Source organism: Thalassomonas sp. M1454, assembly GCF_007097525.1.
In the GTDB taxonomy this organism is placed as follows: domain Bacteria; phylum Pseudomonadota; class Gammaproteobacteria; order Enterobacterales; family Alteromonadaceae; genus Thalassotalea_A.
In genome coordinates this window covers 1,006,805-1,019,482 of the sequence record NZ_VKDD01000002.1, presented here as the reverse complement: position 1 = coordinate 1,019,482, position 12,678 = coordinate 1,006,805, and the positions used below count along the sequence as shown (strand labels likewise).

The 12,678-nt window shown below is 36.7% G+C and carries 12 protein-coding genes; 9 read left to right on the top strand and 3 right to left on the bottom strand.

Going from position 1 to position 12,678, the window contains the following annotated elements; all coding sequences use genetic code 11:
- Window positions 1–161: 161 nt before the first annotated feature.
- Window positions 162–1,184: a hypothetical protein gene (locus FNN08_RS06585; RefSeq protein ID WP_143583917.1), complete on the top strand. Its 1,023-nt coding sequence runs from the start codon at window positions 162–164 to the stop codon at window positions 1,182–1,184.
- Window positions 1,185–1,365: 181 nt separating this feature from the next.
- Here the strand turns inward: FNN08_RS06585 and FNN08_RS06580 are convergent, their stop codons facing one another.
- Window positions 1,366–1,926, bottom strand: a complete 561-nt coding sequence (locus tag FNN08_RS06580; RefSeq protein ID WP_143583916.1) for an outer membrane beta-barrel protein — start codon at window positions 1,924–1,926, stop codon at window positions 1,366–1,368.
- 286 nt (window positions 1,927–2,212) lie between these two features.
- Between FNN08_RS06580 and FNN08_RS06575 the strand changes: the two genes are divergently transcribed.
- Window positions 2,213–2,746, top strand: a complete 534-nt coding sequence (locus FNN08_RS06575) for a porin family protein (protein ID WP_143583915.1) — start codon at window positions 2,213–2,215, stop codon at window positions 2,744–2,746.
- A 297-nt stretch (window positions 2,747–3,043) separates the two neighbouring features.
- Window positions 3,044–3,781, top strand: a complete 738-nt coding sequence (locus FNN08_RS06570; protein ID WP_143583914.1) for a hypothetical protein — start codon at window positions 3,044–3,046, stop codon at window positions 3,779–3,781.
- A gap of 178 nt (window positions 3,782–3,959) precedes the next feature.
- On the opposite strand, the gene FNN08_RS06565 is transcribed toward FNN08_RS06570, so the two are convergent.
- A complete protein-coding gene (locus FNN08_RS06565; RefSeq protein WP_143583913.1) occupies window positions 3,960–4,820 on the bottom strand; it encodes a universal stress protein in 861 nt (286 codons plus the stop codon).
- 282 nt (window positions 4,821–5,102) lie between these two features.
- Between FNN08_RS06565 and galU the strand changes: the two genes are divergently transcribed.
- Window positions 5,103–6,017 (top strand): UTP--glucose-1-phosphate uridylyltransferase GalU, encoded by a 915-nt coding sequence (gene galU, locus FNN08_RS06560; protein WP_143583912.1) that lies wholly within the window; start codon window positions 5,103–5,105, stop codon window positions 6,015–6,017.
- 658 nt (window positions 6,018–6,675) lie between these two features.
- Here galU and FNN08_RS06555 read toward each other — a convergent pair.
- Complete coding sequence (locus FNN08_RS06555) at window positions 6,676–6,879, bottom strand: hypothetical protein (protein WP_143583911.1); 204 nt, start codon at window positions 6,877–6,879, stop codon at window positions 6,676–6,678.
- A 995-nt stretch (window positions 6,880–7,874) separates the two neighbouring features.
- Between FNN08_RS06555 and FNN08_RS06550 the strand changes: the two genes are divergently transcribed.
- From FNN08_RS06550 to dnaX, 5 genes are all read left to right on the top strand, one after another.
- A complete protein-coding gene (locus tag FNN08_RS06550; RefSeq protein WP_143583910.1) occupies window positions 7,875–8,279 on the top strand; it encodes a hypothetical protein in 405 nt (134 codons plus the stop codon).
- 391 nt (window positions 8,280–8,670) lie between these two features.
- Complete coding sequence (locus FNN08_RS16480; RefSeq protein ID WP_260679277.1) at window positions 8,671–8,793, top strand: hypothetical protein; 123 nt, start codon at window positions 8,671–8,673, stop codon at window positions 8,791–8,793.
- A gap of 36 nt (window positions 8,794–8,829) precedes the next feature.
- On the top strand, window positions 8,830–9,213 hold the full coding sequence (locus FNN08_RS06545; protein WP_143583909.1) for a response regulator: 384 nt from the start codon (window positions 8,830–8,832) through the stop codon (window positions 9,211–9,213).
- A gap of 236 nt (window positions 9,214–9,449) precedes the next feature.
- Entirely contained in the window at window positions 9,450–10,001 is a 552-nt protein-coding gene (gene apt, locus FNN08_RS06540) for an adenine phosphoribosyltransferase (RefSeq protein ID WP_221931772.1), read from the top strand.
- A gap of 74 nt (window positions 10,002–10,075) precedes the next feature.
- Entirely contained in the window at window positions 10,076–12,649 is a 2,574-nt protein-coding gene (gene dnaX, locus FNN08_RS06535) for a DNA polymerase III subunit gamma/tau (protein ID WP_143583908.1), read from the top strand.
- The last annotated feature ends 29 nt before the right edge of the window (window positions 12,650–12,678 follow it).

Here is a 12,678-nt window from a genome sequence, read left to right as displayed (position 1 = left end):
CTTTTTATTGGATTTTATCCATTTTTGGGGTTGTAGTTATTTATTAATGTTTATATTATTGCTATACCTGTAATTATTTTGTTACCGGTATCCTTGTTAGTTTAAGCGCTTGTTACTCAGGTGTTAAATGGACTTTCACTTTAATAATAAGAGTATATTAAATGTTTAATACAAAATTAAAAAAATTATCTGCGTTAATGTTAGTAGGCGCCAGTGTTTCACTAACTGGTTGTGATTTATTTGATGATGACAATGGTTCTTCTTCAAATTTTGCTTCTTTTGAAGGTGATGCTCTTAAAGGTGCATTAATTAACGCTGAAGTTAGCTTATACCACCATACTGATGTAAATAAAGCGATTTACACAACATCTACTGATGCAAACGGCGATTACAGCTTTAATGCTGTACTAGACCAAAGCGGTGTATATCTAATTAAAGTTGTTGCCGATGCTGACACCACTATGATTTGTGATACAGATAACTGTGGTACTGCAGATAACCCTATTGCTTTTGGTGAGACAGTACCAAGTGAGCTACTAACTGGCGTTGAATTATCTAACGTGACTTTTGTTGAAGAGTCAGAAGAATTAACAACAATTGAAACACAAGTTAATGCTGTTACTTCAGTAGCTACAGAGTTACTTATTGTTAACCTTGAAAACTCAGCACCTGATTTAAGCACAACTTCACCAGAAGGTTTTGCCAATATGCAAGAAGCGGTTACTGTAACTGTAGCTGCTATGTTTGGTGTGGATGTTAGTGAAGGTACTAACGTATTTGATTTACAACTACCTAACTTAAATGATTCCGCCGAAACTGCTGCTGCTGATGCTGCTGAATCTGGTTTTGCAATTATTAATGCTGCGGTAACAACTGCTGCAAGTGATGATATTGCTACTTCAATTACTACTATTGTTGACTCAGCTGCAACACTCGCTGATACCAACTCAACTGAAGCTGGTGAAGCTTGGATTGCTGTTCAAGATGCATTACTTGATGATGCGGTTATGATTGCTGCCAATGAAAACATTACTCTTTCTCCTGAAGCTGCTGATGCAGTTGTTGAAATTGAAAAAGCTGCTAACGAAGGTGTTGACTTAAGCGAGATTGAAGACGCCGTTGATGAAGCTGATAAAATCGTTGATTCAGGTGGTGAAACTGGTGGCGCATCTGGCGGTGCTTAAACGCTAACTAGTGATTCACTTCTCAAAAAGTCTGCGTATGTGCAGACTTTTTTGTTTTCATATGCTGTATTTTCCTAGTATCCATACTCGCTTAGGAATCAACACTCGCTGAAACCACACTCGTCTTTCCCTTGCAGAAGGGAATCCACAGAAAAGGCAAAAGCATGGATTGCCTTTAAGTTTAAAAGCTGATTCGAAAGCCGCCAGTAAAGGCGCCGTATGTAACTTCATCGTCAACATAGACAATCATTTCTGCAACCCAGCGGGCACGTTTATTAACTACAAACTCAAAGCCGCCACCAAAAGCAGGGCCGCTGTTGTCTGAAGTCGTATTAAAGCCATTATTATATTGTGATATTTCAGCATCAGTGTAACCAAGTATGCCGTAAATATTCACTTTTTTTAAAATAGGATAACTAGCAACGCCATAAATGCCGTATAAGCTGTCTAGCTCTCTTTCATAACCGCCTAAGTCGTCTTTATCTATGCTTTTAGAGTAACGAACTTCTACGCTGTAGTTTTTATCAAAGTTATAACCTAAGCGTGCACCTATAGCGCTTACATTAAACTCTTCAAATGAATCTTCAATGTGTAAACTATGACCTAACATAGCGCCTAAATAATATTGTTGATTAGGGGTGAAGTTAGCATACGAGTAATCTTGCGCTTGTGTTAAAGGTGTTAGACTTAAGCCTGCTATTACCAAGCTAAAAGCAGATAATGTTTTAGGTGAAATAAGCATCGATTGAACGTCCTTTTTATTTTATGTCTGTGCAGCTTTAATGGCTGTAAAGTGGCTTTTAAAGTGCTTGCTAAATTTAAGGATAGCAGTGATTATATTTTTTGCATTGTTAGTAATTACAATAAGTTAATAAAGACTTTTGCCTATTGAGATAAGCATGCTCTGCAACTATTTTTGTTCATTACAATTGCTGTTTTTAGAATGTCTGATAACGATGTCAAATATTCGTTGTTTTTAGTAAAAAGATAATGTAATGTTAAAAAAAACATAATAATTAGAGTCTTTCATGAAAAAATCAATTTTAAATTTAGTTACAGCTTCTGCCGCTCTTACTTTAATGGCCTCTAGCTTGCAAATTCAGGCTAAAGAAGGTGATATGTTTGCCGGTGTTATGATCAACCATGGTATGTATGAAAATGACGGCGCTGATGAGTTGGCACTTTCTGCTTTCACTTTACGCTATAACTATGAATTTTTAGACAATCAAATGTTTGAAACCCGCTTTAGTCAAAGTTTTGCTGATCACACTTCAAACGAGGTTGATTATAAGTTAAATAGCTTATTTGGTGTTTATTACAGTTACAACTACGAATTAACTAAAAGTATTGCAGTTTATGGACTTGTTGGTTTATCACAAATAGAAGTTCAAAAAACTGTTTATGATATTGCTATGGAAGATGATGAAGTATTACCTTCGTACGGCGCAGGCTTTACTTTTAAGCTAGGTAAGGATGCAAACCTTAATATTGAAGGCGTGATGTACGGTGATGATGATGTGAAATATGCCGCAGCTGGTTTGGGGCTTGAATTATTTTTCTAAAACGATAAGTTTTATTTTTCCCGTATTAAACGAGCGATGGATATAAATACCAGGTAATGCCTGGTATTTTTTTGCGCGAAATTTACGTAGCCCTTAAACACACTAAAAGCAAATATACTTGCTTGAAATATTTTATCATTTCAAAGCTTTATATTAGCTCTGTTTTTAATTTATATTATTGATGTTATTGCAAAATAATTGTTTTGAACAATACTGTATAGCTATCTCATTAACTTACTGCTCATTGAGTAGCATTTATAAAAAATAAAAATATTACCCAGACCATAAGGATTTATCATGAGCCGCACTGTTTTCAAATCATTGGCGATATTATGCCTAAGTACGTCACCATTTTTGGCTTATAGTGAAGAATCAACAAGCAAGCCTGAAAGCTTAGAGCCCACAGTAAGCCAAACATCAGAGTCAGATCAAATAACAAGTACAAATAATGATACCCAAACGACTAGCCAAGAAACCTCTACAGTAACCACCACAGGTTTAGTGCCGTTGACTGTTGCTCAAGATGATAAACATTGGGCTATTGGTTTAAGTACATACAGTTTAGGCCTTTATACTGAAGATAACTCTTACTTTGCTGATGACTATGATTATGACGATGAATACTTTGTTGGTGGCGCAATTTTTGTAAATTATCATTTTTCAGATTCAGTATCGGCACGAATACAGTTTTACGGCCTAGAGCATGAAGATTTTTCAGAAATAGAAGTTAGTGGCACTGATGTGTTATTACACTGGGGCGGCGGATTTTTAAATGAAGGTTTTAAGTGGTATATCGGTGGTGGCGCTTATTCAGAAACGCTAGAAGTTGGTGAATTTGAAGAAGACTTTTCCGGCGCTCAATTTCATGGTGGACTTGGCTATAACTGGCAACACATCGGCTTAGACTTTTCTTTAGGTTTTAGAACTACATCCGATTACGAAGACTTTATTGAAGAAGGCGATGAAAGCCTTATCGATAGAGACGAAGATATGTTTGCAATGACCGTCGCTCTTGGAGTCTATGTTCGCTTTTAACACATCCGCTTTTACTTACCTTGCCCCCAGTATCAAGGTGTCAGACACCTTGATAGTAAACTTTACTTTCTTGCTATGGTTTTAATACTAAATCATCAGTTTTAGTTAAGTACATAATAGCTTGTGCGCCATTACTTATTCATCAAGGTGTCTGACACCTTGATATTTACTTTATGTTTTAGGGTTTTAATACCAAAATATCTGTTTTGGCTAAGTGCATAATTGCCTCTGCGCTATTGCCTATTAGCTTTTGCTCAAGTCCTTTGCGGCCAACAGTACCAACTACGATATGGCTTGCTTTACATGCGGCAGCAACACTGGTTACTACTTTGTCTATTTCTCCGGTTTTAATATGAATGTGCTCTTCATTCACGCCAAAGTTGCTTGCCATAAGTTTCACTTTATCTTTAATTAAACCTAGCTGTTGTATTTCGAGTATTTCTTTATTAACAATGCCAAGTTTACTTAATGTTGGTGATACTTCGATGGTGTAGCAAATGTGCATGTCGGTATGTAATTGCTTAGCTAAGATGCTAGCGTGTTGTAATACTTTTTCATTTAATTGCTGTTTTTCTGGCAGATTAGTTGCTAAATCAACTGTGGCTAACACCGTGTTAGCTTTATGCCAGTGTTTATCTGTGGCGATCATTACTGGCACATTACACTCTCTTATAAGATGCCAATCGGTAGGAGTATAAAATAACGCTTCACTGCGATGGCCGGTTTTAACCACCATTTTAGGCTTGTGCTCGGTTACGTAGTCATTTATCCAAAGGTGAATGTTTTTTGCCCAGACCGTTTCAAAGTCATAGTCAACTTCTTTAACTAGCGTGTTTACCAGCTTATGGGCTGAATTTTCGTGAACTTCACTAATAATGGCTTGTTTGGCAGCTTCTATATCGCTTATGCCGGCTAAATTTTCATAGCAAAAGTTAACAATTCGTAATGAGCAATCATAGGCTTTGGCTAAAACTTGCGCTTGTTCAAGTACGATAAAACTATCGTCTTCAAAGTCAGCAATAACTAAAATGTGCGACATAATTTAACCTCAATGTTGTTTTATTCTAAATTCTATACATAAATCATAGTCGCTGGCTTGGCGTTTACTTTGATTTAAATCATTAATAACTTAGTTTTCACTAGATATAGCAATTAGGGTATTTAACTTTATTTGAGTATTAACTTTAAAAACTCATTGCTGTCGGTTTAATCCGATTGTATTCAATGATATAGTTTTATTAATATGCATAGCTTTTATAGTTATATTGAGCACTATAAAAGCGACTTATTTTAAATAACATTTGAACGGATCCAAATTATTATGCCAGCTAAATTATCTAACCCTAGCTATATCAAAAAAGCAGTTATTCCTGTTGCCGGTCTTGGTACACGTATGCTTCCTGCAACTAAAGCTATTCCAAAAGAAATGTTACCTGTGGTTGATAAACCATTAATCCAATACATAGTTAATGAATGTATTGATGCTGGTATTACCGAGATCGTTTTAGTAACTCACTCTTCAAAAAATGCGATTGAGAACCACTTTGATAAGTCGTTTGAGCTTGAAACAACACTTGAAAAACGTGTAAAAAGAACCTTACTCGAAGAAGTACAAGCGATTTGCCCGAAAGGCATTACTATTTTGCATGTACGTCAAGGTGAAGCGAAAGGTTTAGGCCACGCGGTATTAAAGGCTAAGCCTATTGTTGGTGACGAACCATTTGTTGTGGTATTACCTGATGTATTAATTGACGATGTAGCTGCTAATCCTAAAACCGAAAACTTAGCGGCGATGATCAAACGTTTTGATGAAACCAAAGTTAGCCAAATTATGGTTGAGCCTGTGCCAATGGAATTAGTGAGTAGCTATGGTGTGGTTGACTGTGATGGCGCTGAAGTAGCACCTGGTAGCTCAGCTTTAATGACTGAAATTGTAGAAAAGCCAGCCGTTGAAGATGCACCTTCAAATTTAGCCGTAGTCGGGCGCTATGTATTATCGAAAGAAATTTGGAAGCTATTAGAATTTACACCACCTGGCGCTGGCGATGAAATTCAGCTTACCGATGCCATTGCTACTTTAATGAATGTTGAGCAAGTTGAAGCCTTTAATATGACAGGTAAGTCGCATGATTGTGGCTCTAAATTAGGCTACATGAAAGCTAATGTTATTTATGGCCTGCGCCACCCTGAAATTGCCGGTGAGTTTGCTGATTTTTTAAAAACGCAAGTTAAGTAATTTAACCATAAGCAATACCTACTAAATAAAATGGAGTACTAAGTAATTAGTACTCCATTTTTTTACTTTTAAATAGTTAAATTGCTCTATTGACCCGTTTAAAAAGCTGGATCCCCGTCTTCACGGGGATGACGAAATAAGGGACTAAAATAATTTTAATTTAAAATTTTAGCCTCAACATTTTAATTGTAAATTCCAACAATTAATTCTCTATTTTTAGCTTTTAGCTTTTAGCTTTTAGCTTTTAGCTTTTAGCTTTTAGTCTTTCCACCTTGATTGAAGATTCAAAAGAGAAACAAATCAGCGTAAACTTGAGCTAAATTACTTCCTGTAAAATTAGCTTAAACAACAAAAATTTGTACAGCTCTCTTTATCCTCCCTGGTTTAAGGTGTTTCCTTTCACCTTTAATATTTGATCTTCCTGATCTGGACTATTAGCCCTCCGAGTTACAGCTTAATACTCGTATCCTTCAGCTTTCCTTAGCTTAGTGTCATCCTTGTGCTATCCATAGCAGCCTCAATCCATCGAGGTTTCCATTTTAGGCGCAACTCCTTATGCACCTGTGCCTGTTACCCAAATAACAAATAGAGTAGTGGAAGTACTCTTGTTAAGTAGTAGTAAGCGATACTAAATTAACTTTGAGTTATTGCTATACAACTAGTTGGGGTTGATTGGCTGTTTATTCGAGCTAAGTATTATTTTTGGTAAATTGAATTTATAGCTATAGTGCTTTGTTATTTTTATCGGTTGGATTTGTTTTAATAGCTGCTTAGAGAACTGAGATAAGTCAGCTGAAGTGTCAGCTTTATTGTTTTTACGTGGTGTAGCGTTAATGAAGGTTAATTTTGATGTGTTATTCATAACTAGTCCTTTATTTAAATCTAATAAATATCCATTTTAAAGAGTTTTTATTCAATTTTAGTTTTTGTTAGTTAAACTTAATTGAACAAATGTTCTTTTAATTTAAAGTTTGAGTATATAATTACATTTATTGAACAAATGTAAAAAATAAAACCCTTTTCAATCGTCTTATATCATTGGTTTGTAGGGCGAAATCCGTAGCGCCGTTTCAAGTTGTTAGTTTAACCTTAGAGGGTTAATTTAAATCTTGCAAATATCTTTTTAAAATATTTTGTAACATTTTAAAAATGTAATATTTTATGTTTTCTATTCAATTTTTATTCACTATTTATTCATTTGTTAGGTGAGCTGTTAACTAAGTAAAAAAATATATTTTAAGTAATATCAGATAGTTGCTTATTTTAGGGGGGATATAAGCAATTAAATAAAATTATGGGGTTTGACAAATAGCCTTTTACAACTCAAATTTATTACTGTGCTCTGTTAGAAATCCAGAGCACAGATTCAGATAAATGGACTTGGCTGAACTCCCTTAATCAACTAATTCCTGTCTGATGCCTGTACGCAATGTTATTAAAGCTTACCCAAGGAGTTCAATCCCTGACCAAGGTAAAATATGCACGGAAGCTAGGGTTTTAATAACATTGCTACTTTATTACAACCCCATTGTATAACCCCATTAATTTTCTGAATATTGAGAGTCTTTAAAAACTAAACTGCGATATGCCACTTGAGATTTACCTTATATTTAGCTGAACAAAATTTATTCTGGTTACCGGGTTGCTGAATTATTTATGATCAAAAAGTGAAGGGCATTTAACCACTAAAGTAGAATTTAAATATTTGTTTTTGTTAAAAACTTGCTAATTTGTTGATCTAGTGAAATTATTTATAAAGAAGCTTGGTCTTAGTAAATAGCCATAGACTAGGTGTTGATGGTAATGCCAAGTTCATTAATCAACTTGGTACAAAAACTAAAATTTAGGAAGAGAATTATGAAATTATTAAATAAACATTTATTAAAAGTTACTTTAAGTGCGTTAATTTTAGGTTTATTAGCCGCAATGCCTGCTAAAGCTGAAACTAACCCATTTGAAGCCCAACAAGTTGTGAGCTCATCAGATTTTGACGCTGAAAAAGAAAAGTCTAAATGTGGTGAAGGCAAGTGTGGCGAAGGTAAAGCTAAAGGCAAATGCGGCGAAGGCAAGTGTGGCGAAGGTAAAGCCAAAGGCAAATGCGGCGAAGGCAAATGTGGTGAAGGTAAAGCTAAAGGCAAATGCGGCGAAGGCAAATGTGGTGAAGGTAAAGCTAAAGGCAAATGCGGCGAAGGCAAATGTGGTGAAGGTAAAGCTAAAGCCAAAGGTAAATGTGGCGAAGGCAAGTGTGGTGAAGGTAAATAGTTAACTGATACTTTGCGATATTAATTTCAGTTTGGTTTTATGGTTAGCCTTTACAAGGTGGTAAATAAAACCAGTTATAAAGAGAACTAGTATTTATTAAGCAAAGTGATTTCAGTCTTACAAGCCCAAGCTTCAACACTAAACATAATCAACCCCGATATTTGCTTGCATCTATCGGGGTTTGTTTTTTGAGTAACAATAAGCTGCGTTATTGCAGTCGCCACGATTTTATAAAACCATCATTTTTAGGCTTAATTAGCTAAGGTTAACCCCTTGTTAACATCCTTGTATGTTTTTTGTACAAACAGACAACTAATTTATTTGATCTATATCAATATTTAATTTGATCGTGTATTATCCGCGCAAATTTTTATTAGGTAGTAGTTATAATATGTCTCAAGATAATTCATTTAAAGAAAGTAGTTCAAAACGTCACTTATTCCTTGCTTTGTTAACATTGGTCGCGATGCCGTTGTTACCTATGGTTATGGGTTGGTACACCTACGCTTCTTAATCTATTAATATTTTTTGCTGTATAAAAAGGAAATTTATGTCTGAACGAGTATTGCTTGTCGAAGATAATAGTGCTGCATTAGCACAATTTCGCGACGCTTTAAGCAACCGTGGCTATCAGGTTACAACAGCAGTTAATGGTTTAGATGGCTTTGCCAAAGTACAAACTCAAAAGTTTGATTTATGCATTGTTGATCATTTAATGCCGTTGATGAATGGACCACAATTATTAAAAAACTTGCACTCTATGGGCGAACGCGCACCAACTGCGGTAATTTTTTTAACGACTCAAGACCTTGATGTTGTTGAGCAATTACCAGAGCTATGCATCGCCGATATAGTTTTAGCAAAACCACTTTCAACCGAGCTTTTGCTTGAAAATGTGGCTGACTTATTAGAACAAACTTCTATGGCTTATTAAGCCTAGAATACGTATTTGTTCGATAAAAATGATTAAATAATATAAAGCCAGCACGGCTTTATATTATTTAAAATATCCCTCTATTTGCTACAAAACACCTTAGGTTTAATCACCTTAAAAATTTCATCCTCCTTGTTTAATCATTATTAATTAGTTTTATCCTAGATTAGTTGCAATTTGTGACTATAAAATTTATCTAAATTCTATTATCCTGTAACAAATTAATTTGATTATTTATGATGATGACTGAAAACGATATTTCTTACCTTAAAAGCGTTATTTATGATGTGCCAAACTACCCAATTGACGGCATTATGTTTCGTGACATCACTGGGATCTTAGAAGATCCAAAAGCATTTTCTTTTTGTATTGAGCATTTAAAACAGCGCTATGCAAATCAAGGCATTACAAAAATTGTTGGTACTGAAGCCCGAGGTTTTATCTTTGGTGCGCCACTAGCACTCGCATTAGGTATTGGTTTTGTGCCTGTACGCAAGCCCGGCAAATTACCTAGAGCAACCATCTCGCAATCCTACGATTTAGAATACGGAACCGATACGCTTGAGATCCACCAAGATGCGTTAGCAAAAGATGACGTGGTACTTATGATAGATGACTTGCTAGCCACGGGCGGTACTATAGATGCAACTACGCAGTTAATAAGAAGCGTTGGTGCTACAGTTAACTCTGCAGCCTTTGTTATTGGCTTACCAGATTTAAATGGTCATAAACGTCTTGAAGCTTTAGGTATTGATGTCTATTCAATGCTAGAGTATGAAGGTGATTAAAAACTAGAAACTAGCTCAAGTGCTAGGCAATAAAAAATAATAACAATAAATAACCTCAGGTGAATAAATAACATATGAGTTATCAAGTTCTGGCTCGTAAATGGCGGCCAAAAGACTTTTCAGAATTAATGGGACAAGAGCACGTTGTTACCGTTTTAGTGAACGCACTTATGCAAGAGCGTTTGCATCATGCCTATTTATTTACCGGCACTCGCGGGGTAGGTAAAACTACCATAGCTCGAATTTTTGCTAAGAGTTTAAACTGTGAGCAAGGGATCAGTTCTAACCCGTGTGGCAAATGTGATGTTTGTGAAGATGTCGATGCTGGTCGTTTTGTTGATTTATTAGAAATTGATGCGGCGTCGCGTACTAAAGTTGATGACACTCGCGAAATCTTAGATAACGTACAATACGCGCCTTCACGCGGACGCTATAAAGTTTATCTTATTGATGAAGTGCACATGCTGTCGAAAAGTAGTTTTAATGCTTTATTAAAAACCTTAGAAGAGCCGCCACCGCACGTTAAATTTATTCTAGCGACAACCGATCCGCAAAAGCTACCTGTTACTGTGTTATCGCGTTGTTTGCAGTTTCACTTAAAGGCGTTAACGCCGAGTCAAATTGAACAAAAACTGACTGAAATTTTAGCTGCTGAAGACGTTACATACGAAGATGGCGCATTGCCTCTGCTAGCAAAAGCTGCTCGCGGAAGTATGCGTGATTCATTGAGTTTAACTGACCAAGCTATTGCGCAAGGCCAAGGCCATATTGAAGTGGCAAACCTGCAGCAAATGCTTGGCGGGGTTGATCAAAACTGGGTATTTAAAATCTTAATTGCGTTAATTAAACAAGACGCACAAGGTTTACTTGAATTAAGTAAAAACATTGCCAGTTATGCGCCAAGCTATCATCGATTATTAGCCGAGTTATTACAGCTTTTACACCAAGTAGCCTTATGGCAGCTGGTACCAAACTCTGTTGATGTTGACCAACAGCGCGCCACGTTATTAACTAAATTTGCTAGCGCAATGTCACCTGAAGACGTGCAGTTATATTATCAAATCGTACTTAATGGCCGTAAAGACCTTGCGTACAGCTTTGACGAACAAGCTGGCTTTGATATGGTTATTTTACGCATGCTTGCATTTAAGCCTGCACAATTAGCAAATACGGTTGCAACTAATACAGAGCAAAGCGGCGTACAGTTTAATAATCAATTTGATGATGTAGAGCTAGAGCAAACAACTGCAAAAGTCGCTACACCAGCAGTAGAAGTTGCGCCGCAAGAAACTAATGTTGAAGCTCCGCAACATGATGTACAAGAGCTTAAGCAAGAAATTGCACAAGCGCCTGAACAACTGTTAGAGCAAGAAGCCGAGCAAAAACCTGAACCTGTTTTAGCTGACCAAACGCCTGATGTTTTAACTATCGATAGAAATAAAGACGTTAGTAAACAAAGTTTAGACGCAGAGCAGCAACAGCTTGAAGCGATTGCCCAGCAGCAACGTAATGTTGAAACTCATGTTGCACCAGAGCCTGATTTATTCGCCCAGCAAGAGCCTGTTCAAACTCCAGAGCCACAGCAAGTATTTGAAAAGCCGAGTGAAATATCAGCTGAGCAAGCTGCTCAACAAGAACAAGCACCTCAACAAATACCTCAAGAAGCAGCCAGCAATATACCTGAGCATGCTGTTGAAGCCGCGCCTGAGGTAAACACTGAAGCTTTGCCAACACCATTAGATAGTCAAAGTGCTACTGATGCGGTTACTCAACCGGTAACTGAAGTAGAGAAAATGCTAGCGATCCGCAACCAGCTGAGGAGTCGTAAGAAACTCTCGGAGGGTAGCTCAAAAAAGCCAGTAGCTAAGGCTGCGCTAAAGCCAGCGCAAGCTGAATCTAAGCTAGTAGCTAAAACTCAGCTACAAGAGCAAAAGCAAGCCAGCCATTTGCCTATAGAGCAACAAGCTGCTGTGCCAACAGAACAAATAAAGCAAGCTGAGCAAATTGAACAAACAAGCTCGGCAGGCAATGGCGACACATTAGATGTAGCACAAGCATTGTCTAATGTTGCTGTAACGCCAGAAATAGAGGCTGACTTACCAGCCAAACAACTTGCTGATAAAGCCGATAATTTACAGCAAAATATGGATGCAGCTGAAGCGGATAATAGTTTACCTGAAAATGAACTTTTACCTGATGTATCGCACCTGCAAGTTAATAGCTTTAATCCAGATGGTATTGACCCCGCAGTAATTAAAAATGCCAATCAGATTGATGTCTGGGCAAATATGATTGATGCAATGGGCTTAGGCGGGCGTGTAAGGCAATTAACCCTTAATGCGACAATTGACGCTGCAACAACAGATAACCACTTGGTGATTAACTTAGATCAAAACTTTAATCATATAAACTCGCAAGCTGCGGCGGACCAAATTAGCCAGTGTTATTCACTATTAAAAAACAGCAATGCAGACGTATTGATTAACTTAGTAAGTGATGCCGGTACTACGCCATTTTATATACAGTCGGTAATTAATGATAAACGTTTGGCATATGCGACTGACGTAATTGCTAATGATAAATTTATTAAACACCTACAAAACGAATTTGACGCTTTTATTGAAGAGAACACAATAGAAGCCTTATAACATGAGTAATAAGTGTATTTCTGCTGAAA

What these genes read in the sequence shown, in the direction of transcription:
- apt (WP_221931772.1), top strand. Translation starts at nt 9,450, where the DNA reads ATGATGATGACTGAAAACGATATTTCTTACCTTAAAAGCGTTATTTAT.
- FNN08_RS06555 (WP_143583911.1), bottom strand. Translation starts at nt 6,879, where the DNA reads ATGAATAACACATCAAAATTAACCTTCATTAACGCTACACCACGTAAA.
- FNN08_RS06565 (WP_143583913.1), bottom strand. Translation starts at nt 4,820, where the DNA reads ATGTCGCACATTTTAGTTATTGCTGACTTTGAAGACGATAGTTTTATC.
- FNN08_RS06575 (WP_143583915.1), top strand. Translation starts at nt 2,213, where the DNA reads ATGAAAAAATCAATTTTAAATTTAGTTACAGCTTCTGCCGCTCTTACT.
- FNN08_RS06585 (WP_143583917.1), top strand. Translation starts at nt 162, where the DNA reads ATGTTTAATACAAAATTAAAAAAATTATCTGCGTTAATGTTAGTAGGC.
- dnaX (WP_143583908.1), top strand. Translation starts at nt 10,076, where the DNA reads ATGAGTTATCAAGTTCTGGCTCGTAAATGGCGGCCAAAAGACTTTTCA.
- FNN08_RS06580 (WP_143583916.1), bottom strand. Translation starts at nt 1,926, where the DNA reads ATGCTTATTTCACCTAAAACATTATCTGCTTTTAGCTTGGTAATAGCA.
- FNN08_RS06550 (WP_143583910.1), top strand. Translation starts at nt 7,875, where the DNA reads ATGAAATTATTAAATAAACATTTATTAAAAGTTACTTTAAGTGCGTTA.
- FNN08_RS06545 (WP_143583909.1), top strand. Translation starts at nt 8,830, where the DNA reads ATGTCTGAACGAGTATTGCTTGTCGAAGATAATAGTGCTGCATTAGCA.
- FNN08_RS06570 (WP_143583914.1), top strand. Translation starts at nt 3,044, where the DNA reads ATGAGCCGCACTGTTTTCAAATCATTGGCGATATTATGCCTAAGTACG.
- galU (WP_143583912.1), top strand. Translation starts at nt 5,103, where the DNA reads ATGCCAGCTAAATTATCTAACCCTAGCTATATCAAAAAAGCAGTTATT.
- FNN08_RS16480 (WP_260679277.1), top strand. Translation starts at nt 8,671, where the DNA reads ATGTCTCAAGATAATTCATTTAAAGAAAGTAGTTCAAAACGTCACTTA.